Annotated in this window: 17 protein-coding genes; 12 read left to right on the top strand and 5 right to left on the bottom strand. The window is 61.4% G+C overall.

The window, feature by feature from the left end:
* Positions 1-47: 47 nt before the first annotated feature.
* Entirely contained in the window at positions 48-1,049 is a 1,002-nt protein-coding gene (locus tag ACSQ26_RS29225; protein WP_436008523.1) for an IS30 family transposase, read from the bottom strand.
* 163 nt (positions 1,050-1,212) lie between these two features.
* The gene (locus tag ACSQ26_RS29220) at positions 1,213-2,085 is read right to left on the bottom strand and encodes an AraC family transcriptional regulator (RefSeq protein ID WP_436015756.1); all 873 of its coding nucleotides are present in this window, start codon (positions 2,083-2,085) and stop codon (positions 1,213-1,215) included.
* A 190-nt stretch (positions 2,086-2,275) separates the two neighbouring features.
* Between ACSQ26_RS29220 and ACSQ26_RS29215 the strand changes: the two genes are divergently transcribed.
* From ACSQ26_RS29215 to ACSQ26_RS29190, 6 genes are all read left to right on the top strand, one after another.
* Positions 2,276-3,733 carry an alpha-glucosidase/alpha-galactosidase gene (locus tag ACSQ26_RS29215; protein WP_436015754.1) on the top strand — a complete coding sequence of 486 codons (1,458 nt, stop codon included), beginning with the start codon at positions 2,276-2,278 and terminating at the stop codon, positions 3,731-3,733.
* A 94-nt stretch (positions 3,734-3,827) separates the two neighbouring features.
* Positions 3,828-5,909, top strand: a complete 2,082-nt coding sequence (locus ACSQ26_RS29210; RefSeq protein WP_436015752.1) for an ABC transporter substrate-binding protein — start codon at positions 3,828-3,830, stop codon at positions 5,907-5,909.
* Between the two features lie 110 nt (positions 5,910-6,019).
* Positions 6,020-7,021: an ABC transporter permease gene (locus ACSQ26_RS29205; RefSeq protein WP_436015750.1), complete on the top strand. Its 1,002-nt coding sequence runs from the start codon at positions 6,020-6,022 to the stop codon at positions 7,019-7,021.
* Between the two features lie 8 nt (positions 7,022-7,029).
* Positions 7,030-8,157 carry an ABC transporter permease gene (locus ACSQ26_RS29200; RefSeq protein ID WP_436015774.1) on the top strand — a complete coding sequence of 376 codons (1,128 nt, stop codon included), beginning with the start codon at positions 7,030-7,032 and terminating at the stop codon, positions 8,155-8,157.
* A gap of 7 nt (positions 8,158-8,164) precedes the next feature.
* Positions 8,165-9,826, top strand: coding sequence for an ABC transporter ATP-binding protein (locus ACSQ26_RS29195; RefSeq protein ID WP_436015748.1), 1,662 nt, complete (start codon positions 8,165-8,167; stop codon positions 9,824-9,826).
* Between the two features lie 27 nt (positions 9,827-9,853).
* Entirely contained in the window at positions 9,854-11,206 is a 1,353-nt protein-coding gene (locus ACSQ26_RS29190; RefSeq protein WP_436015746.1) for an alpha-glucosidase/alpha-galactosidase, read from the top strand.
* Positions 11,207-11,219: 13 nt separating this feature from the next.
* On the opposite strand, the gene ACSQ26_RS29185 is transcribed toward ACSQ26_RS29190, so the two are convergent.
* Positions 11,220-11,684, bottom strand: coding sequence for an SRPBCC domain-containing protein (locus ACSQ26_RS29185; RefSeq protein ID WP_436015744.1), 465 nt, complete (start codon positions 11,682-11,684; stop codon positions 11,220-11,222).
* Complete coding sequence (locus tag ACSQ26_RS29180) at positions 11,681-12,043, bottom strand: ArsR/SmtB family transcription factor (protein ID WP_436015742.1); 363 nt, start codon at positions 12,041-12,043, stop codon at positions 11,681-11,683. Before ACSQ26_RS29180 ends, ACSQ26_RS29185 begins: the two co-directional genes overlap by 4 nt.
* Before the next feature lie 343 nt (positions 12,044-12,386).
* Between ACSQ26_RS29180 and ACSQ26_RS29175 the strand changes: the two genes are divergently transcribed.
* The gene (locus ACSQ26_RS29175) at positions 12,387-13,949 is read left to right on the top strand and encodes a diguanylate cyclase domain-containing protein (protein WP_436015740.1); all 1,563 of its coding nucleotides are present in this window, start codon (positions 12,387-12,389) and stop codon (positions 13,947-13,949) included.
* 100 nt (positions 13,950-14,049) lie between these two features.
* Positions 14,050-14,301, top strand: a complete 252-nt coding sequence (locus tag ACSQ26_RS29170; protein ID WP_436015737.1) for a WGR domain-containing protein — start codon at positions 14,050-14,052, stop codon at positions 14,299-14,301.
* Positions 14,302-14,501: 200 nt separating this feature from the next.
* On the opposite strand, the gene ACSQ26_RS29165 is transcribed toward ACSQ26_RS29170, so the two are convergent.
* Positions 14,502-16,121: an N-acyl-D-amino-acid deacylase family protein gene (locus tag ACSQ26_RS29165; protein WP_436015735.1), complete on the bottom strand. Its 1,620-nt coding sequence runs from the start codon at positions 16,119-16,121 to the stop codon at positions 14,502-14,504.
* Positions 16,122-16,340: 219 nt separating this feature from the next.
* Between ACSQ26_RS29165 and repA the strand changes: the two genes are divergently transcribed.
* The 4 genes from repA to htpG all read left to right on the top strand — a co-directional run bounded on the left by repA (position 16,341) and on the right by htpG (position 22,003).
* Complete coding sequence (gene repA / locus ACSQ26_RS29160; RefSeq protein ID WP_436015733.1) at positions 16,341-17,537, top strand: plasmid partitioning protein RepA; 1,197 nt, start codon at positions 16,341-16,343, stop codon at positions 17,535-17,537.
* Positions 17,538-17,621: 84 nt separating this feature from the next.
* The gene (gene repB, locus ACSQ26_RS29155) at positions 17,622-18,590 is read left to right on the top strand and encodes a plasmid partitioning protein RepB (protein ID WP_436015731.1); all 969 of its coding nucleotides are present in this window, start codon (positions 17,622-17,624) and stop codon (positions 18,588-18,590) included.
* A gap of 163 nt (positions 18,591-18,753) precedes the next feature.
* Positions 18,754-19,974 carry a plasmid replication protein RepC gene (repC, locus tag ACSQ26_RS29150; RefSeq protein WP_436015729.1) on the top strand — a complete coding sequence of 407 codons (1,221 nt, stop codon included), beginning with the start codon at positions 18,754-18,756 and terminating at the stop codon, positions 19,972-19,974.
* A gap of 136 nt (positions 19,975-20,110) precedes the next feature.
* Positions 20,111-22,003: a molecular chaperone HtpG gene (gene htpG, locus ACSQ26_RS29145; protein WP_436015727.1), complete on the top strand. Its 1,893-nt coding sequence runs from the start codon at positions 20,111-20,113 to the stop codon at positions 22,001-22,003.
* The last annotated feature ends 142 nt before the right edge of the window (positions 22,004-22,145 follow it).

The following is a 22,145-nucleotide window of genomic DNA, read 5'->3' as shown; positions in this document are numbered from 1 at the left end:
TGGAGAAGCTAACCCAAGTGCGTCATGCCGGTTATCAGGGTAGGTGATCAACCACTTTCGCGCAAATGAGCCGTAAACACCTCAGTCGGCGTCTTGTATCCGAGGCACTTTCGCGGTTGATCGTTGATATGGCGCGTGAGGTGGAGAAGGTCGTGCTGCGACACAACTGCCAAGTCGGTGGTGCCTGGCAGGAAACGTCGAATGCGCTTGTTGGTGTTCTCGACGGTTCCTTTTTGCCAAGGCGCACTCGGGTCGCAAAACCAACTGCACGCGCCGATCCCTTCTTCCAAAGCCCTGAATCCGGCAAACTCGGTACCGCGATCAAAGGTGAAGCTTTGACGCGCGAAGGCCGGCAAGGGAGAAAACGCTCTAATGATCTTGTCCATGATCGGCCGCGAGTGCCGGCTCGGATTCTTGATGAGAACGGTATAGCGGCTCTTGCGCTCGACGAGGGAGGTGACATTCGCATGGCCAAGTGGACGTTCGAAGATCAGGAGGTCGCCCTCCCAATGCCCAAACTGCGATCTATCTCCAATAAAATCAGGCCGTTGGGATATACGGTGCGTGGCTGGAAACGCACCGTCCCGCGGCTTCCTTGAGCGCAGTGGACGACGTTTGCGGCGTGCTTCCGGTAGATACTGATAAAGACCAAGCCCATAATCTTCCTTGCTGTAGATGAAGCGATAGATTGTCTCCTTGCAAACCCGAACACGACTGAGATCATCCGACAGCAGCCGCCCGGCAATCTGTTCGGGAGACCAGTGGGCCTCCAACTGATTGATGATCTCTGTTCGCAAATTAGGGTGACGCCGTAGCTTTTTCAGCCGGCGACGTCGGTCCTGCGCGATGTCGTTCGCAACCGTGCTGTAGTAGCCGTCGTAGTCCGGTAGTTCACGATCACGAAACGTGTTGCGTTTGATCTCGCGGTAAATCGTCGAACGATGACGGCCAAGCTGGCGGGCCATCTCGTTTACCGGAGCTTTCGCTGCCACCAGGTGATGCAGGCGTCGGCGGTCGGCGAGGGTGATCTGCGTATAGCATCGGGACATGCCAAAATCTCCAAAGTGAAGCCATTGAAATTACTGGCATGTCGCACTTGGAAATAGAATGTACCCATCTACAAACAAAGATCGCATAACATGTATTATGGAACCGAAGAAACGAGACGCCCGCTTCGGCGGCGAGGAATTCGTCGTCCTCCTCCTTGGCGGCCTACCGGTTCGTTGCATACATGCCCGTTGTGCGGAAATCCGTCGGGCTGATGCCGTAGGTGCGTCGAAAAACCTTGGCGAAGTAGTTGTTGTCGGGAATGCCGGTCAGTGCCGCGATCTCCTTGACCGGCACTTCGCGATTGGCGAGCAGCAGTTTCGCCGCCCGCTTCATCCGTTCCTGCAGCACATATTGGGCCGGCGCCAGCCCGGTCATCTCGGCGAAGCTGCGGGAAAAATGCGCCCGGCTCAACCCCGCGACCTTCGCGAGCGCTTCGACATCGAGGTCGCCGTTGAGATTGGCGGCGATGAACTGCACCGCTCGCGCGAGCGAATTCTCCGATGCCGGGAAGATCTCGGCTGGGCCGAACGTGTCGTCGAACAGCGCCATCGAGGCCTCGTAGGCGATGGCGGACGCGGCGCCCGGCATCTCGCCCTCCCCTTCGATCAGCCTGAGGCAGCAGGCGGCCAGCCTGTCGATCGTGCTGCTATTCAACCTGATCACCGGCCCGCGCGCATTGAGGATCATCTCGTGGATGCGCAACGCTTCGCGACCATGCATGGAGATCCAGAAGAACTCCCAGCTCTCCCCGGCTTCTACCCAGTAGCGGTGATTGTGCGGCACGATCACCAGCATCGCCTCGCCCGGTCTGAGCTTCAGGGTACGGTTTTCGTAGCGCAAAGTTCCCATGCCGCTGAGCGTATGCTGGAGCACGGTGAACGGCGTCTGGCCGCGCGCGCGCCCGTCCCAGACATAGCTGGGGCTGGTTTGCAGGTCATAGCCGGTGCTGGTCGGCATGGCATGCAGCGGATGTCGCGCCCGCGGCAGGGAGACCGTCTTGGTCGCATGGCCGTTTTCGATCAGTTTCGAGAGCATAAAATTACCATCAATAGCACAATCGCTCCCTTTCAATCTCACGGATTGTCGGCATATTCAAGAACGCTGAGGGAGAGAGGATTGCCGCGCGGTTGCGATGGCTGGCATCCGCATAACTCCCGAACCAGATTAACGCGACGCGCAGGTGCGGTTTTTGCCGCATTTGCCCAGATTTTCGGATGAAACGACCATGACCTTCAAGATTGCGATCATCGGCGCCGGAAGCGTCGGCTTCACACGCAAGCTCTTCACGGACATCCTCTCGGTGCCGGAATTCCAGGACGTGGAGTTCGCGCTTACCGATATTTCTGAGCACAATCTCTCCCTTATCGAGAAATTGCTCACCAGGATCAAGGAGACGAACGGGCTTAAGGTGCGCATTTCGGCGACCACCGAGCGCAGGAAAGCGCTGGAAGGCGCGCGCTATATCCTGTCCTGCGTCCGGGTCGGCGGGCTCGAAGCCTATGCCGACGATATCCGCATTCCGCTTTCCTACGGCATCGACCAATGCGTCGGCGACACGATCTGCGCCGGCGGCATCATGTATGGCCAGCGCAATATCCCGGTCATCCTCGATTTCTGCCGCGACATCAATGCGGTGGCCGAGACCGGCGCGAAATTCCTCAACTATGCCAACCCGATGGCGATGAACACCTGGGCGGCGATCGAATATGGCAAGGTCGATACGATCGGTCTCTGCCACGGCGTCCAGCATGGCGGAGAACAGATCGCCGAGATTCTCGGTGCCGGGCCGGGCGAGCTCGATTTCATCTGCTCCGGCATCAACCATCAGACCTGGTATGTCGATATCCGTCTGCGTGGCCGCAAGATCGGCAAGGACGAGCTGGTCGCCGCCTTCGAGGCGCATCCGGTCTTCTCGCAGCAGGAAAAGGTGCGCATCGATGTGCTCAAGCGCTTCGGCTTCTACTCGACCGAAAGCAACGGCCACCTCTCCGAATACCTGCCCTGGTATCGCAAGCGGCCGGAGGAAATCACCAAATGGATCGACATGTCCGACTGGATCCATGGCGAGACCGGCGGCTACCTGCGTTACACGACCGAGAACCGCAACTGGTTCGAGACCGAATTCCCCGCTGTCCTGAAGGAAGCCGAAAAGCCCTTCAGCCAGTACAAGCGCTCCAACGAACATGCGAGCCACATTCTCGAGGCGCTGGAGACGGGACGGGTCTATCGCGGCCACTTCAACGTCAAGAATTCAGGCATCATCACCAACCTGCCATCGGATGCGATCATCGAATCGCCCGGCTTCGTCGATCGCTTCGGTCTCAACATGGCGTCAGGCATCACGCTTCCCGAGGGATGCGCCGCGACGTGTATCTCGTCGATCAACGTGCAGCGGATGAGCGTGCATGCCGCGATCAGCGGCGATGTCGATCTCCTGAAGCTCGCCATGCTGCATGACCCGCTGGTCGGCGCGATCGCCTCGCCCGAGGAGATCTGGCAGATGGTCGACGAGATGCTCGTCGCGCAGGCCGCATGGCTGCCGCAATATGCCGACGCAATCCCCGCCGCGCGCGAGAGACTGAAGACGCCGAAGGTCAAGACCCGCGAATGGTCGGGCTCGGCACGCCGCGCGGTGCGCTCGATCGAGGAGCTGAAGGCCGAAAAGCTTGCGCACGCAAGCTGAGGCCAAGCGCTCGAACCGGTTCTTGGCGGGTGGCAACATCCGCACATGGAGGAGGAGCCGGCCGGTGGCCGGCAAACAACAAGAGGGAGAAGAGATGAAAACGAATTCGATTACCAAACACGGTCTCAGCCTGATGCTCGGCATCTCGGGTCTCGCCCTGGGCGCCAGCACTGCGATGGCCGATCCGCTACCCGAGCCGCCCACATTCAAGGCGCAGCTCAAGGTCGATTACGTGCTCGGCAGCGACATGCTGGAATACAAGGCGCTGCCGGAATATCACGAGCCCGACTGGGTCACGGAGAAATTCGTCAAGGCGGGCAAGTTGCCTGATGTCAAGGATCGCCTGCCCAAGGAGCCGATGGTCTACAAGTCAGGCAACATGGTCGACGGCATCGGCGTCTATGGCGACGTCATGCGCCACGTCATCGGCGGACGGCCGGAGGGCTGGAACTACTATGCCGGCCAGACCCAGGGCTGGGGCGGCATCGATATCGGCCTCTCCGAATGCCTGACGCGTACCGGTCCCCTGTTCCAGGTCAAGCCCGAAGCGCTCGAACCGCTGCCGAACCTCGCCAAGAGCTGGGATTGGTCGGAGGACGGCCACAAGCTGACCATGCACCTGATCGAAGGCGCCAAATGGTCGGATGGCGTGCCCTTCACCAGCGAGGACGTGATGTTCTACTGGGACGACAACGTCGTCGATCCCAATGTCAGCCCGCTCAACGGTGCGACGCCGGAAACCTTCGGCGTCGGTACGACCTTGAAGAAGATCGACGACAACACGGTCGAATGGACCTTCAAGGAAGCGTTTCCCAAGCAATATATCTATGCGATGGCCTATGGCACCTTCTGCCCGGGTCCGGCGCATGTGCTGAAGCCCCAGCATCCGAAATATTCCAAGAACACCTACGAGCAGTACAAGAACGCCTTCCCGCCGGATTTCCTGAACTTTCCGACCATGGGCGCCTGGGGCGTGGTGGAATACCGGCCGGATGATATCATCGTGCTGCGCCGCAATCCCTACTACTGGAAGGTCGACGACAAGGGCAACCAGCTGCCTTACCTCAACGAGATGCACTACAAGCTTTCGACCTGGTCGGACCGCGACGTACAGGCTGTCGCCGGCTCGGGTGACTTCTCGAACCTCGAACAGCCGGAAAACTTCGTCGAATCGCTCAAGCGTGCCGCCGATCCTGCTGCCCCTGCCCGCCTGGCATTCGGTGCCCGCCTGATCGGCTATAATCTCTACATGAACTTCTCGGCTGATGGCTGGGGCGATCCTGACGAGCGTGCCCAGGCGATCCGCGAACTCAACCGCGACATCCATTTCCGCAAGGCGGTCACGATGGCTGTCGACCGGGTGAAGCTCGGCCAGGCTCTGGTCAAGGGACCGTTCACGGCGCTCTATCCCGGCGGCCTTTCCTCGGGCAACAACTTCTATGATCGTGCATCGACCGTCTACTATCCCTTCAACCTCGACGAGGCCAAGAAGGAACTGGAAGCGGCCGGCCTGAAGGATACCGACGGCAATGGCGTGGTGAACTTCCCCGCCGACAAGGGCGGCAAGGATGTCGAGATCACGCTTCTGATCAATGGCGACTACGGCACCGACAAGAACCTCGGCGAGGGCGTGATCGGCCAGATGGAGCAGCTTGGCCTGCGCGTCATCCTCAACACGCAGGACGGCACCAAGCGCGACAATGCCCAATATGCCGGCAAGTTCGACTGGCTGATCCGGCGTCATGACTCCGAACTCACCTCGACGGTCCAGAACACTGCGGCTCTTGCTGCCGTAGGTCCGCAAACCAGCTGGCTGCACCGCGCGGGCAAGGATGGCAAGCTGGACCTGATGCCGTTCGAACAGGAGATGGTGGACCTGGTCAACAAGTTCATCAAGTCGGGTGATGCCGCGGAACGCTCCGAGATCATGAAGCAGTACCAGAAGGTCTCGACCGAGAATATCAACGGCGTCGGCCTCACCGAATATCCCGGTGCGCTGATCATCAACAAGCGGTTCGCCAACATTCCGTCGGGCGCCCCGATCTTCATGTTCAACTGGGCTGAAGACAATATCATCCGCGAACGGGTCTACGTGCCATCCGACAAGCAGTCCGATTTCGAACTGCACAAGGAAACCGTGGTTGCGCAGCCGGGCGACAAGGGTCCTCTAGAGTAAAGCGTTTCTCCCGGATGGGTTCCGGTCGGTCTTAGGACCGGCCGGGGTCCGTCTTTCCGCAGTCCGCAAAGCTGCCGCGTCGCGGCCGGGGCAACTATCGGGACTTGTCGATGTTTAGATTCTTGTTGGTTCGCATTGCATCCGCGATACCGGTGCTGATCATTCTCAGCATCGTGACATTCGCGATCATCCAGGCCCCGCCGGGCGACTACAGCGATTACATCCGTTCGCAGCTGATCAACCAGGGTGGCGCATCTTTCGAAGCGGCGGACGCCCAGGCCAAGGCCTATGCGGTAACGCACGGGCTCGACCAGCCTATCCCGCTGCAATATGTCAACTGGATCTGGGGCATCGTCAGCCGCGGCGATTTCGGACAGAGCTTCTTCTACAACAGGCCGGTGGCCGACGTGGTCGGCGAGCGGCTGCCACGGACGCTACTGTTGGCGCTGACCTGCCATATCCTGGCCTCCATTCTCGGGATCAGCCTCGGCATCATCGCCGCGACCCGGCAATACAGCTGGGCCGACCAGCTGATTTCGGTGATCTCGTTTCTCGGCCTGACGGTGCCGCGCTTCCTGATGGCGCTGATCATCGTCTATATCATGGTCTTTCATTTCAACGTCAGCGAGATCAACAGCTTCTTCTCCGCCAAGTATGGCGGCGCACCGTGGTCATGGGGGAAGTTCGTCAACCTCGTCGAGCATGTCTGGCCGGTCGTGGCGATCGCCACCTTCGGCGGGCTCGCCTACAATATGCGCGTCATGCGCGGCAACCTGCTCGATACGCTCAACGCCCAATATGTCGAGACGGCGCGGGCCAAGGGCCTGCCGGAATCCGCAGTGATCATCAAGCATGCGGTGCCCAATGCGCTGCATCCGCTGGTCATGTACCAGGGCGTCGTGCTGCCCTACATGCTGACCGGCGAGATCGAGACGGCGATCATCTTCGCGCTGCCGACCGTCGGCCCGGCGATCGTCAGCTCGATGTATGTCGGCGACGTCTATGTCACCGCGACCTTCATGCTCGTGCTCTCGGCCACGCTGATCGTCGGCAATATCATTGCCGATCTGCTGCTGGTCGCGCTTGATCCGCGCATCAGGACGGGGGTGTGACGATGACCATGATCACCCCGCCAGAGATGACCCACAAGCCGGTGATGGAGATCGCCGACGACAGGCACAACGAAAGCTATATGGCGCTCGTCTGGCGCCGCCTGAAGCGCTCGCTCACCGGCATGATCGGCCTCGTCCTGGTCGTGATGCTGCTCGTGATGTCGGTCTTCGCACCCTTCTTCGCGCCGGTCGATCCGAAGTTCACCGATACCGGATTTGCGGCGCCGGATGGCATCCACTTCACCGACAAGGACGGAAACTTCACCATCCGGCCACGCATTTATCCCCTTGTCGAAGGCGTCGATCTCGATCCGGTGACGTTCCAGCCGCTGATGGGGCCGGATTACGAGAACCCCGTCGAGCTCGGCTTCTTCGTCAAGGGTTTCGCATATCCCGTGCTCGGCCTCTTCACGCTGGACCGGCACTTCTTCGGCGCGCTCGACGGACGACCGGTTCACTTCCTCGGCACCGACAAGTTCGGCCGCGATGTGCTGTCGCGCATCTTCTACGGATCGCGCGTCTCGCTGATGATCGCGCTCACCGTGGTGTTCTTCGTCACCCTGATCGGCACCACGGTCGGCATGGTCTCCGGCTATCTCGGCGGCGCCTTCGATACCTGGATGCAGCGTTTCGTCGAGCTGATCCTCGCCTTCCCGCAACTGCCGCTCTATCTCGCACTGACCTCGCTGATCCCGGTGACAGCACCGACCAATGTGTTCCTCGCCTTCGTCATCGTCGTGCTCTCCGGGCTCGGCTGGGCGCAGCTCTCACGCGAGGTGCGCGGCAAGACGCTGGCGCTCGCCCGCATCGATTACGTCAAGGCGGCCCAGGCGATCGGCGCCGGCGATCGGCGCATCGTGTTCCAGCACATTTTCCCCAATGTGATGAGCCACGTCATCGTTGCCGTGACGCTCACCATCCCGAATGTGGTGCTGCTCGAATCCTTCCTCGGTTTCCTCGGCTTTGCGGTCAAGCCGCCGCTGATCTCCTGGGGGCTGATGCTGCAGGATACGTCCAACTATTCGGTCATCGGTTCCTATCCCTGGATCCTCGCGCCGGTCGGCTTCGTGCTGATCACCGTCTTTGCCTTCAACGCGATGGGCGACGGCCTGCGCGATGCCATCGATCCCTATTGAGGTGCCAATGCTAGACGAAGATTTTGCACCGAAGCATCGCCTCGACAGCCCCGACCCCGCCGACGTGCCCGTCGTCTCGGTCAAGGATCTCGCCGTCCGCTTCAAAGTCGAGGGCGGCGAGGTCGAGGCCGTGAAAACCGTCTCGTTCGACATCTACCGTGGCGAGACGGTCGCCGTGGTCGGGGAGTCCGGCTCGGGAAAGTCGGTGACGGCCCGCGCGATCATGGGCCTGCTCTCCAAGCGCGCGACGACCGCACAAAATTCCGAAATCCTCTACAAGGGCAAGAACCAGCTCAAATGTTCGCCCCGCCAGCGCCGTGCGCTGCGTGGCGACCGGATCTCGATGATCTTCCAGGAGCCGATGAGTTCGCTGAACCCGGTCTACCGGATCGGCACCCAGATCGTCGAGGCGATCCTGGTCCATCAGCGCATCTCGCGCGGAGAAGCGAAAAAGCGCGCACTGGCGCTACTCACCGAGGTGAAGATCCCCGATCCGGAAGCACGGCTCGAACAATATCCGCACCAGCTCTCCGGCGGCCAGCGCCAGCGCGTCATGATCGCCATCGCGCTCGCCAACAATCCTGATCTGCTGATCGCCGACGAGCCCACCACGGCGCTCGACGTCACCGTGCAGGCGCAGATCCTCAACCTCATCCGCGACCTTCAGAAATCGCATGGCATGGCGGTGATGCTGATCACCCACGACCTCACCGTGGTGCGGCAATTCTCCGACTATGTCTATGTGATGCGGCGCGGCGAGGTGAAGGAACACAACGCGACCGAGGCGCTGTTCCAGAATCCCCGCCACGAATATACAAAGCATCTGCTCGCATCCGAGCCCCGTGGCCGGGCGCAGCCGATCCCCGATACCTCGCCGATCCTGCTCGAAGGCCGGGATGTCCGCGTCGCCTATACGCTCAAGTCGGGTGGCTTCTTCCGGCCCGTGTACAAGGAACTGGTCGCGGTCAACAATCTGAGCCTGTCGCTGAAGCGGCACGAGACGCTCGGCCTGGTCGGCGAGTCCGGCTCCGGCAAGACCACGTTCGGCCAGGCGCTGCTGCGGCTGATCCATATGGACCAGGGCCAAGTCAGCTTCGACGGCGCCGAGATCGCGGACAAATCGCGCGATGAAATGCGGCCGTTCCGCCGCCGCATGCAGGTCGTGTTCCAGGATCCCTTCTCGTCGCTCAATCCGCGCATGACAGTCGGCCAGATCGTCGAGGAGGGCCTGATCGTCAACAGGATCGGCGAAAACCGCGCCGACCGGCTCGACCGGGTGCGCGCGGCGCTCGCCAGCGCTGGATTGCCCAACAACATCCTGTCGCGCTTTCCGCATGAGTTCTCCGGCGGCCAGCGCCAGCGCATAGCGATTGCGCGTGCCGTGGCGGTCGAGCCGGAATTCATCCTGCTCGACGAGCCCACCTCGGCGCTCGATCTCTCCGTGCAGGCGCAGATCATCGACCTGCTGCGCAAGCTGCAGGAGGAGCGCGGCCTGAGCTATTTGTTTATCTCGCACGATCTCAAGGTCGTACGGGCGCTGTGCCACCGCGTGATCGTCATGCAGCATGGCAATATCGCCGAACAGGGGCTGGTCGAGGACGTGCTGACCAACCCGCAAACCGAATATACGAGCAAGCTCGTAAGGGCGGCCTTCAAGGTCGCCGTATGATTTTTCCCTGATAGACTGGAGACGACTATGACAAAAAATCCGAAGATCGCCTTTATCGGCGCCGGTTCGACCGTGTTCATGAAGAACATCATCGGCGATATCCTGCAGCGCCCGGCGCTATCAGGCGCGACGATCGCACTGATGGACATCAATCCGGAGCGGCTGGCCGAGAGCGAGATCGTCGTCGGCAAGATCGTCTCGACGCTTGGCGCGACTACGAAGATCGAGACCCATACCGACCAGCGCCGCGCGCTCGGTGGCGCCGATTTCGTCATCGTCGCCTTCCAGATCGGCGGCTACGAGCCCTGCACGGTCACCGATTTCGAACTGCCGAAGAAATACGGCCTGCGCCAGACCATTGCCGACACGCTCGGCATCGGCGGCATCATGCGCGGCCTGCGCACCGTGCCGCATCTGTGGAAGATCTGCGCCGACATGATGGAAATCTGCCCCCGCGCGATCCTGCTGCAATATGTCAACCCGATGGCGATCAACACCTGGGCGATCGCGGAGAAGTTCCCCGCCATCCGCCAGGTCGGCCTCTGCCATTCGGTGCAGGGCACTGCCTGGGAGCTCGCGCGCGATCTCGATATCCCAGTTGAGGAGATCCGCTACCGCGCCGCCGGCATCAACCACATGGCGTTCTACCTCAACTTCGAGCACCGCCAGCCGGATGGCTCCTACAAGAACCTCTATCCGGACCTCGTCGCCGGCTATCGCGACGGCCGCTTCCCCAAGCCCAGCCACTGGAACCCGCGCTGCCCCAACAAGGTGCGCTACGAGATGCTGACCCGGCTCGGCTATTTCGTCACCGAGAGTTCCGAGCATTTCGCCGAATATACGCCCTGGTTCATCAAGGAGGGCCGCGAGGATCTGATCGAGAAATTCGGCATTCCGCTCGATGAATATCCCAAGCGCTGCATCGAGCAGATCGACCGCTGGAAGAGCCAGGCCGAGGAATTCCGCACAGCCGAGAAGATCGAGCTCACCAACAGCAAGGAATATGCCTCCGAGATCATCAACTCGGTGTGGACCGGCGTGCCCTCGGTCATCTACGGCAACCAGCGCAACAATGGCTGCATCACATCGCTGCCGGAGAATTGCGCGGCGGAAGTGCCCTGCCTGGTCGATTCATCCGGCATTCAGCCGACCTTCATCGGCGAGCTTCCGGTACAATTGACCGCGCTGATGCGCACCAACATCAATGTTCAGGAACTGACGGTGGCGGCGCTGGTGAAGGAGAACCGCGAGCACATCTTCCACGCCGCGATGATGGACCCGCATACCGGTGCCGAACTCGACCTGGACCAAATCTGGCACCTGACCGATGACCTCCTCAATGCGCATCGCGACTGGCTGCCGGAATGGACGCGGAGCTAAAGCCGCCGGCCCGTCACTCCGCGGTCAGCAGCACTTCGAGCTTTTCATAGACTTCGTCGAGGCCGTCGGTCATGCCGATCTCGATCGCCGCGGCCCGCGCCTCGGCATTTGCATAGCGCATCACCTGCGTCATGCGGGTGCCGGTTCCGCGCGCGACGAGATCGGTTATGATCGTTGCGCCGGAGGTCGTATCGCCGTTGAAATACTCGACATGGACCATGTGATGCGGGGTATCGACCTCCAGGATCGGGCCCGAGAAGTAGAACGATTCCCATTCGTAGCGAAAGGATCCGCCCGGACGCAGGTCCATCTCGCAGCGCTTCAGGTCGTCCTGCGCCATCCACTTGCGGATCAGAGCCGGCTCGGTCAGCGCCCGCCAGACGTGGGCGGGCGGATGGCTGAAATCACGGCGGACGATGATATCGGTCTCGCCGTCCAATACGGTCTGCAGCTTGGTCAGGTCCGGGGTCATGCTCATGATGTGCTCCGTTCAGGATTGTTGGAAGGCGTCGGGTCCGGCTCGTCAGACATGGTGTCCAGAACCGCATCCAGTCTCTGGAACTGAGCCTCCCACAGCGCGCGGTACTGACCCAGCCAGTCCCAAAGCGCCTCGACGGCGTCAGCTTTCAGGCGGCGCGGGCGGGCGGTGCCTTCGATCCGGGTTTCGATCAGTCCGGCATCCTCCAGCACCTTCAGGTGGCGACTGATCGCGGGCTGGCTGATGGAAAATGGGCGGGCGAGGTCCTGCACTGTCGCCTCCCCCTCCGCCAGCCGCGCGATGATGGCGCGGCGGGTGGGGTCGGCAAGGGCGGCGAAGGACTGGTCGAGGGCGGTCATGGCGGGTATCCATTAAATAACGACTCAGTTATATAACGGATATGCTATTAAGTAAACCCCGGCGCAACGAATCAAGTTCCATGCCGTACGCGGCGCAGCCGTCGCACAATTCTGAAGGTGCTTGCGGATGATCAGCTTGAACGATGTCAAACCTCCTATCCCTGCCGGCGGGCGAAATTACAACCTGTGGACAACGATTAACCGATATGAGTCAACGCCTTATCACACGGTTGTATAAAGTATGACTAACCGCCTTTACCCCTCGTTAAACCAATGATCACCGGGTGGTCGACAGCATTTGCTGCGTCGCATTAATACGGACTTCCAACAGCGGAGGCGACTCATGTTCATCCGTATGCTCGATTGCCTGACCGTCGATCACAGTCCGTCACTTGTCGCTCTCGCGGTCGTCGTCGCCCTGTTTTCGGGCTTCACCTTCTACCGCGTGCTCGATCACGCCAGGATGCGCAGTGATCATGGCCAGATCGGCTGGTCGCTGATGGCGGCTTTCGTCGCGGGCGGTGGCATCTGGGCGACGCATTTCATTGCCGTGCTGGGTTTCCAGCCGGGCACCGATATCGGCTACGATGTCGCCCTCACCCTGATCTCGGCGCTTCAGGCGATGATCTTCGCGGCACTCGCGACACTCCTGCTGCTGTCGAAAAGCCCGATTGCCGCGCTCGCCGGCGCGCTCGTCCTTGGCGCGGCGATCGGCATCATGCATTTCACCGGCATGCGGGCATTGGTGTTTTCGGGCACGCTCGAATGGGACCCGACGCTGGTCGCATTGTCGCTCGCCATGGGCAGCGTGCTTGCCGTGGCCTCGATCTTTGTCGAGCGCGGCGGCCCTTCGCTGGTCCAGAGCCTTGCCGCCACTGTCCTGTTCGGCGCCGCCATCTGCATCCTGCATTTCACGGCCATGGAAGCGGCCGTTCTCAGGGTGGACCCGTCGCAGGTGGCGAGAAGCGGCAACCTCTCGGCGTTCCTTCTCGGTCTGGCGGTCGCCGTCGTCGCCGGCGCCATCGTCATCTTCAGCCTGGTCACCGTCATGTTCGACCGGCGCGCCCATCAAGCCACGGCGGAAGCCCGGGGGATCAGGTCGATTTTCGAATCGACGCAGATCGGCATCCTGGTCTGCCAGGGCGATACGATCGTCTCCGCCAACAAGACATTCCACCAGCTGGCCGGCCTCGGCGGTTCGACGATCGAAGGCCGCAAGCTCTGCGAGTTCCTCGACCTGCCGGTCCTGGATCACCGCAAGCCACACCTGCATGACGTGGAAACCGAACTATTGACCGACAGCGGCATGAGCGTGGACGTCGCCGTCAGCACCGCGCCGGTCCGGACCGATGGAACGCTGTCCCATCTCATCGAAGTGCGCGACATCAGCGAGCAGAAGCGTGCGCGTAGCGACATGCTGCATCTCGTCAACCACGACGCCCTGACGGGCCTGCCGAACCGGCGGCTGCTGAATGCCGAACTGAAGAACGAAGCAGCCTTCGAAAGGCCGTTCGCCCTCCTCTGGATCGACCTCGATCGCTTCAAGGAAGTCAACGATACCCACGGCCACGCGATTGGCGATGCGCTGCTTCGCGAAGTGGCGCTGCGGTTCCGCTTCGTTCTCGATGACAGGCATCTGCTCGCCCGTGTCGGCGGCGACGAGTTCGTGGTCCTGTTCAGGTCGCAGCCCGGCCGGCATGATCCGACCCAGGCCGCGGCCGTCCTGGTCGACGCCATGGCCGATTCCTTCATCGTCGAGGGCAAGATCCTACAGGTCGGTGTTTCGATCGGCCTGGCATGCTATCCGGACGACGCCGCCTCCGCCGAGGACCTGATGCGCAAGGCCGACGCCGCGCTCTATCACGCGAAAAAGACCGGCCGCAGCCGCTGGCATCAGGCGGCGTGAGCACATCGCCCGGCAATCCATCACATCCGTGAATCGATCCTCGCCGACCGATTCATAAGTCTCGTTGGACGCTGCCCTGCCCTGCTGCGAGACTCGCGGCATGACCAGTTCCGACCCCGGCATCTACCTCGAGCGCATAGATTCCGGCCGCAACATGGCGCGGTTTTACGCGCTTGAAATCGAGGCTGATCTGTTCGGTCACGTGCTCGCCGTCCGCCGCTGGGGACGTATCGGCACGACGGGACGGCAGCAATCCCTCCCCTGCCCCTCGCGGGATCTTGCAATAGCGGAGGTCGAGCGGTTGCGAGACGTCAAGATAGGTCGTGGCTATCGGCAAAAGCGTCTCGTTTGAGATGGCGGCGGCGCAGTTGGCTCCCTCTTCTCCCCTTGGGGGAGAAGGTGGCCGGAGGCCGGATGAGGGGTTGCGCGAAGCGCGCTGCGTCGAGGGGAACCCCTCATCGCCTCGCATTCGCTCGGCACTTCTCCCCAAGGGGAGAAGAGGGAGCCAGTGGTTTGCCCATCAAAAAATCCATCTGCACTGGCTATAGGCAGCTAAACCACCCTCCCCGGCCGGCTCTCCGTCGGCTGCCCGTCGCGGATCACGGCGCCGCCATTGACCCAGAGATGAGTGACGCCCGTCGCCAGCTGCGTCGAATCCTCGAATGTCGCCCGGTCGCTGATCGCGTTCTCGAACAGCACGAGGTCGGCGGCCAATCCCGGCCGGATCAGCCCCCTGTCGTGCAGCTGGAAGCGCTGCGCGGCGACCGAGCTCATGCGGCGCACGGCGTCCTCGAGGCTGAACCACTTCTTGTCGCGCCTGAGCGGCCCGGCAATCCTGGGAAAGGTGCCGAAGGCGCGCGGATGCGGCTTCGATCCCGGCCGCGGCAGCCCATCGGACCCCGCCATGTAGAGCCGGTTGCAGCAGGCCGCGTGCAGGTCGGCTTCGTCGAGCTGGAAGAGGATGATGCCCGTCTGCCCCGAATCCTCCGCGATGAAGCGCAGCATGAGTTCGAATGGGGCAATGCCCAGCACCCGCGCCGCCTCACCCATGTCGCTGCCTTCGAGGTGCTTGAGGTCCGCCACGCCGATCGCCGCCAGCCGCACATTCTCCCAGCCGATCAGGTTGAGCTTGCTCTCGCCGGAAAAGGCGTCGCCGCCGTTCTCCACCCAGTCCCGGATCACTGCGCATTCCTGGGGATCGGCAAGCCGGCGCTTCAGGCCTTCGAGCCCGCCATCCATCACCGCGGGCGGCAGCAATTGCAGCAGCCAGGTGCTGCCGGCGGGGTAGGGATACATATCGAAACTGATGTCGATACCCTCTTCCCGCATCGCCTCCAGCCGTTCGATGGCGCGGGGAATCTGGCCCCAGTTCGGCCGGCCGGCGGATTGCAGATGTGACAGCAGGCCGGCGGCGCCGGATTGCCCGAGCAGCCCGCCGAATTCCTCCATCGCGTCGAACAGCCCGGCCTCGTAGGACCGGATATGCGCGGCGAGCAGCTTCCCGTGCGCGGCAACGGTTTTCGCCAGCGCCACCAGTTCCGCTTCCTCGGCAAAGGCGCTCGGCGGATAGACCAGCCCGAGCGACAGGCCGCAGGCACCCTGCCGCAATTGCTCGCCGAGCAGTGCGCACATCGCCTCGATCTCGCCCACATCGGCTGGCCGCCGATCAAAGCCCATCGCCGCCAGCCGGAGCGCGGCGTGTCCCACCAGCGAGACAAGATTGAGCGCAATCCCCTCCCCTTCCAGCACTTGGCGGTAGCCGTCCAGATCAGCGAAAATCTCGCTGTCCCGGGTCTCGCCGAGCAATCCCGCAAAATGGTCGCGCAGCATCGGCGCGGACGCCGGATTGGAGGGATAGAGCGAGAAGGAGCAATTTCCGACCACGATGCTGGTGACGCCCTGCATCGCCTTTTCCAGCCGCTCGCGCTCGCGCAGGAAGATCAGGTCGTCATGGCAATGCGCGTCGATGAAACCAGGCGCCAGGTAGCGCTGGCTGGCATCGACGATCTCGGCGTCGGCATCGGCCCGCAATCCGTGTCCGATGCGCTCAATCTTTCCGTCCGATATGACCACGTCGCCGCGATACCACGGCGCGCCGGTGCCATCGACAATGCGCGCATTGCGGATCAGCGTCTGCCGCGCCAGGCCGCCGGTTTCCCTGCTTTTTTCCATCCCCGATCCCTCATCCGCGACGCTGTTCACAAATCCAGTCCCGATCATTATGGTGAGTCCGGTGATTTGGGAATTGGCCCTGAAGGGCAATCACGGAAGCGCTGGCGCTGCGCGTTAAGGTTTCGTTAACCTTATTTTTCTTGTCAGACTCACAGAATCGCGCATAATGACGCTAATTCCGGCAAAAGCCCCGATCTAGCGCCATTATGGTTTTCACTGATGAATGCGATACCCAAGCTGCCGTCCTTCGAATTCGACGAGAAGATCCTCCGGCAAGGCGCCGAGATCTCCCGCCGGCTCGACCAGTTGCGGCTCGAGAAATTCCCGCCCAATGCCCAGAAGACGCTCCGGCTGTTCTCCATGGCCGAGGTCGCGCATTATCTCGGCGTCAGCCCCAACAATCTGAAGCGGCTGCATCTCGAAGGCAAAGGTCCCATTCCGGCGACGTCGAGCGGCGGGCGCCGCTCCTATACCGCCGAGCAGATGCAGGAACTGCGCTTCTATCTCGACAAGAACGGCAAGTCCGACGCCAAGAAATACGTGCCGCATCGCAAAGGCAACGAGAAGTTGCAAGTAGTCGCCGTGGTCAATTTCAAGGGCGGCTCCGGCAAGACGACGAGTGCGACCCACCTCGCCCAACACCTGGCGCTGACCGGCCATCGCGTGCTCGCCGTCGATCTCGATCCGCAGGCCTCGCTTTCGGCGCTGCACGGCTTCCAGCCCGAGCTCGACAAGAACCCGTCGCTCTACGATGCGATCCGCTACGACGACGAGCGCAAGCCGATATCAGAGATCATCCTGCCGACCAATTTCCCCGGCCTCGATATCATCCCGGCCAATCTCGAACTGCAGGAATACGAATACGACACGCCGCTCGCCATGCAGACCTCGGTCGAAGGCAAGCGGTTCTTCACCCGTTTCGGCAAGGCGCTGACCGAGGTCGATGATCGCTATGATGTGGTCATCGTCGATTGCCCGCCCCAGCTCGGCTATCTCACGCTGACCGCGCTGACCGCCGCGACCTCGGTGCTGATCACCGTGCATCCGCAGATGCTCGACCTGATGTCGATGAGCCAGTTCCTGCTGATGCTCGGCAACATCACCAAGACCATTAAGCGCGCCGGCGCCGACGTGCAGATGGACTGGCTGCGCTACCTGATCACCCGCTACGAGGCCTCCGATATTCCGCAAGCGCAGATGCTGGGCTTCATGCAATCCATGCTCGCCGAGGAGATCCTCAAGAGTCCGATGGTGAAATCGACCGCCATTTCCGATGCCGGCCTGACCAAGCAGAGCCTCTACGAAGTCGAGCGCGCCAACTTCACCCGCGAGACCTATGACCGCGCCATCGAATGCATGGATGCGGTCAATTTCGAGATCCAGGGCCTGATCCATCGTTCATGGGGGCGGTTATGATTGACGTGAGCGAGTTGACGGCCGTAAAAACTGCGATTTTCCATCGGTCTTTCAATGGCTTCCTTCATTTCAGGGGAGGTGTGCATGGCGCGTAAAAACCCCTTTGCCAACCTGATGGACGACAAGCCGACCGAGAACCCGGTGGCGCTCGACTATACCGTCAAGGGCGCATCGCGCTCGATCATGTCCTCGATCGACGAGCTTGCCGAGCGGGCCGACAAGCTGCTCGAAGGCGAAACGCTGATCGAGATCGATCCGGCTTTGGTCGATGCTTCCTTCGTCCGCGACCGGTTGGAGGACGACCCCCGCGAGTTCGAGGACCTGCTGTCATCGATCCGCGATCGCGGCCAGGACACGCCCATATTGGTGCGCCCTCACCCGCAAACATCCGGCCGCTATATGGTGGTCTTCGGCCATCGTCGATTGGACGTTGCACGGCAGCTCGGCCGCAAGGTCCGGGCCGTGGTCAAGTCGCTCGACGACCGCAGCCATGTCATCGCCCAGGGCCAGGAGAATTCCGCCCGCGCCAACCTGTCCTTCATCGAAAAGGCAGTGTTCGCGGCCAAGCTCCTCGAACTCGATTACGACGGCGACAATGCGACTGTGCTCGCCGCACTCTCGATCGACAAGGCGACGCTGTCCAAGATGCTGTCGGTCGCCAGCCTCCCTGCCCCCATCCTCGCGGCCGCCGGTGGTGCGAAATCGATCGGCCGCGACCGCTGGTATGAACTCAAGCAATTGCTGGAGCGCCCCGCCAATCTGGAAAAGGCGCTCGCCTTTGTCGCTCGCACGGATTTCACCGGCATCAATGGTGACGCCGGTTTCCATCTGGTGATGGACAGTTTGAAAAGAACAAAGCCGATCGGCATCGCCAAGCCGGTCCAGCGCCGGGCGTGGATCGCGCCTGACAGGTCGGTCTCGGCCGAGGCGAAGAGCGACGGCAAGACATATTCCCTGTCATTGAAGGCTCGGGATGCGGTCGGGTTCGGGGATTATCTCTCCGCCAATCTCGACCGGTTCTATCAGGCCTTCAAGAAACAGGGCGGTTCGTAACGAGGAGTTTATCGCAAAAGAAAAAGGCCCCCAAACGTTTCCGTCGTGGAAGCCTCTCTCATCTCTAAGCAACTTGAGAATCGCATTTCCACGAATCGTAGTCAAGAGTCTTCGGCGCCGTTTTGGTGAGCATTTTTCTATTGCCTTGTGAAAGGTGAAGAAAATGCAGAGTGGACATGTGACGACGCCCTTCGGGCGGCGGCCGATGACGCTTGCCATGTTGGCAAGCCAGGCAAAGGCACGCGAGATCGAGCCGGATAAATCCATCGACAAATGGCAGCTCTATCGCTGGTTATGCGAGGCGCGCCAGCGGCTCGGCGTGACGGATCGGGCGATGGCGCTGCTCAATGCGCTGCTGAGTTTCTATCCGCATTCCGAGCTCAGCGAGGAGCATGGCCTGATCGTCTTTCCCTCGAATGCGCAATTGTCGCTTCGGGCGCATGGCATGGCCGAGCAGACCATCCGCCGGCATCTCGCCGTGCTGATCGAGACGGGATTGCTCATCCGCAAGGACAGCGCCAACGGCAAGCGCTATGCGCGGCGCGATGGCGCGGGCGACATCAACCAGGCCTTCGGCTTTTCGCTGGCGCCGCTGCTCGCACGGGCGGGGGAGATCGAGGCGATCGCCCATGATGTCGTCGCCGATCGGGCCGCGTTTCAAGCCATAAGGGAGCGATTGACGATCTGCCGGCGCGATGTTTCGAAGCTGATCGTCACCGCACTGGACGAGGGTGCATCCGGCGATTGGGAGAGTATCCATCTGCATTTCCGCGGCTTGGTCGACGCGCTTCCGCGTTCGCCATCGAAGATCCAGGTGGCGGAAATCCTCGATGAAATGGAAATGCTGCGCGAAGAGATCGTCAACCTGCTGGAAATGCAGATGAAAACAGAAGTTTCAAGCGGCAATCCCAACCAGATTGAGCGGCACATACAGAATTCAAATCCCGACTCTATTACTGAATCTGAACCGCTCTTGAAAAAAGAGCAGGGGCAAAATCCGAACAAACCAGCGAAGGTCGCCCATGTGGCACCGGAGCTGAAGAGTTTCCCCCTGGGCATGGTGCTGCAGGCCTGCCCGGATATCGCGATGTATGGCCCCGGCGGTGCCATCGGCAGTTGGCGCGACCTGATGGCGGCGGCCGTGGTGGTTCGCTCGATGCTGGGCGTCAGTCCCAGCGCCTATCAGGAGGCCTGCGAGATTCTCGGGCCGGAAAATGCCGCGACTGTTATGGCGTGCATCCTGGAGCGCGGAGGTCATATCAACTCCGCCGGCGGCTATTTGAGATCGCTGACGGAGAAGGCCGGGAAGGGTGAATTCTCGCTCGGGCCGATGCTGATGGCACTGCTCCGGGCGAGTGGCGGGCAGGTCGGCAAGACGGGGTGAGGGGCGTGCCGCGCATTTCGTCGCCGATCTGCTATTACCATTTTCGCGAAAGTGGTCATAACAGCGGAGGACTTGAAACCTGCTACGACCAATGCCATTTCATCCCGCGATTTCCGGGACAAGGAGCGATTGAGACATGACCGAAACGACCTTGGAAAAGGATACCGAGCAGCACAGGTTCGAGGCCGATGTCAGCCGGCTGCTGCATATGATGGTGCATTCGGTCTATTCCGACAAGCAGGTGTTCCTCCGCGAATTGATTTCCAACGCGGCGGATGCCTGCGAGAAGCTGCGCTATGAGGCGATCTCCGACCCTGGTTTGATGAGCGACGGCGAGGCGCCGCAGATCCTGATCTCGCTCGACGAGGAACAGCGCCGCTTGGTGGTCGAGGACAACGGCATCGGCATGAGCCATGACGAGTTGATCGAGGCGCTGGGCACGATCGCGCGCTCGGGCACCAAGGCTTTCATGGAGCGGATCGAGGCAGCGAAAAGCGGCGAGGGCGCCGAGCTGATCGGCCAGTTCGGCGTCGGTTTCTATTCGGCCTTCATGGTCGCCGACAAGGTCGATGTGATCTCGCGCAAGGCCGCCGGCAATGACGCCTGGCAATGGTCGTCGGATGGCAAGGGCAGTTTCTCGGTGCAACCGGCTGAATTGGGTGATGCCCCAGCGCGGGGAACGCGCGTTATCCTGCATCTGATGGAAGATGCGAAGAATTTTACCAGCAAATGGACCGTCGAGCGCATCATCCGCGAGCAATCCGGCCATGTGCCGGTGCCGATCCGTATTGCGGAAAAGCCGGGCGAGGAACCGACTTCCATCTCCGATGGCAGCGCGCTGTGGACCAAGCCGAAGGGCGATATTTCCGAGGCTGATTATACGGATTTCTATCGCGGCGTCTCCGGCCAGTATGACGATCCTGACCTCACGGTGCATTTTCGCGCCGAGGGCCGCAACGAATATACGGCGCTGGCCTTCGTTCCCGGATCACAGCCCTTCGATCTCTCCGATCCCGACCGCAAGGGCAGGATGAAGCTCTATGTCCGGCGGGTTTTCATCACGGACGATGCGGAGCTTCTGCCGCGCTACCTGCGCTTCATGCGCGGCATCGTCGACACATCGGACCTGCCGCTCAATATCTCGCGCGAAATGATCCAGGATAGCCCGATCCTCGCATCGATCCGCAAGGGGCTGACCGGCCGCATTCTGACCGCGCTCGAAAAGCTCGCCGAATCCGACGCGGAGAAATTTGCCAAGATCTGGGAGCATTTCGGCAGCGTCATCAAGGAAGGGCTATACGACGATTTCGAGCGGCGCGGCCAGTTGCTCGGCCTGACACGCGTCCGGTCCACGGTGTCGGGCGAGGGGCTCCGCAGCCTCGCCGACTATGTGAAGGACATGAAGGACGGCCAGAAGGCGATCTATTATCTCACCGGGGCCAATCTCGAACAGCTCAAGGCCTCGCCGCAATTGGAGGGTTATCGTGCCCGTGGTGTCGAGGTGCTGTTTCTCACCGATGCCGTCGATAGCTTCTGGGCGCCGAACGCGCCGGAATTCGACGGCAAGCCCTTCCGGTCGATCACCCAAGGTGCGGCCGACCTCGACGAGATTGCCAAGGCGGACGGAACGTCAAACGAACCCTCCGAGGCATCCGCCGACGTGCAAACCTTCATCGCCTTCGCCAAGGAAAAGTTGGCCGAAGAGGTCGCCGATGTCCGCGTCTCCTCGCGGCTGACCGACAGCGCCGCCTGCCTCGTCGCGTCCGACCAGGCGCTCGACCGCCAGCTCGAGCGTATCCTGCAGGGCGCCGGCCGGCTGCAGACGGCGGAAAAGCCGGTGCTCGAGATCAATCCGAATAGCGAGCTGATCCAATCACTTGCGGGGCAGGGCGACGAGGCGCTGCGCAGTGATGCAGCATGGCTGCTGCTCGACGAGGCGCGGATACTGGACGGCGACAAGCCTTCCAATCCCCGACTATTCGCCGAACGGCTGTCGCGCCTGTTCGAGCGCGCCTTGAAAGAGCATTAGACGAAAGTATAAATGCGCCGCACAATAATCACTTGAATATTGTGCGGCGCAGCATTATATTGATTTTGAAGCTGATCATCCTCCTCCCGATCAGCTTCGGGACCATCGGCACTCCTCCTCCCAGCCGCTGGTCATAATCAAG

The organism is Rhizobium sp. LjRoot254, from assembly GCF_964254105.1.
Taxonomy (GTDB): domain Bacteria; phylum Pseudomonadota; class Alphaproteobacteria; order Rhizobiales; family Rhizobiaceae; genus Rhizobium_E.
Note: the sequence above shows the minus strand (reverse complement) of the source record. Positions and strands in the feature narration are given on the sequence as shown.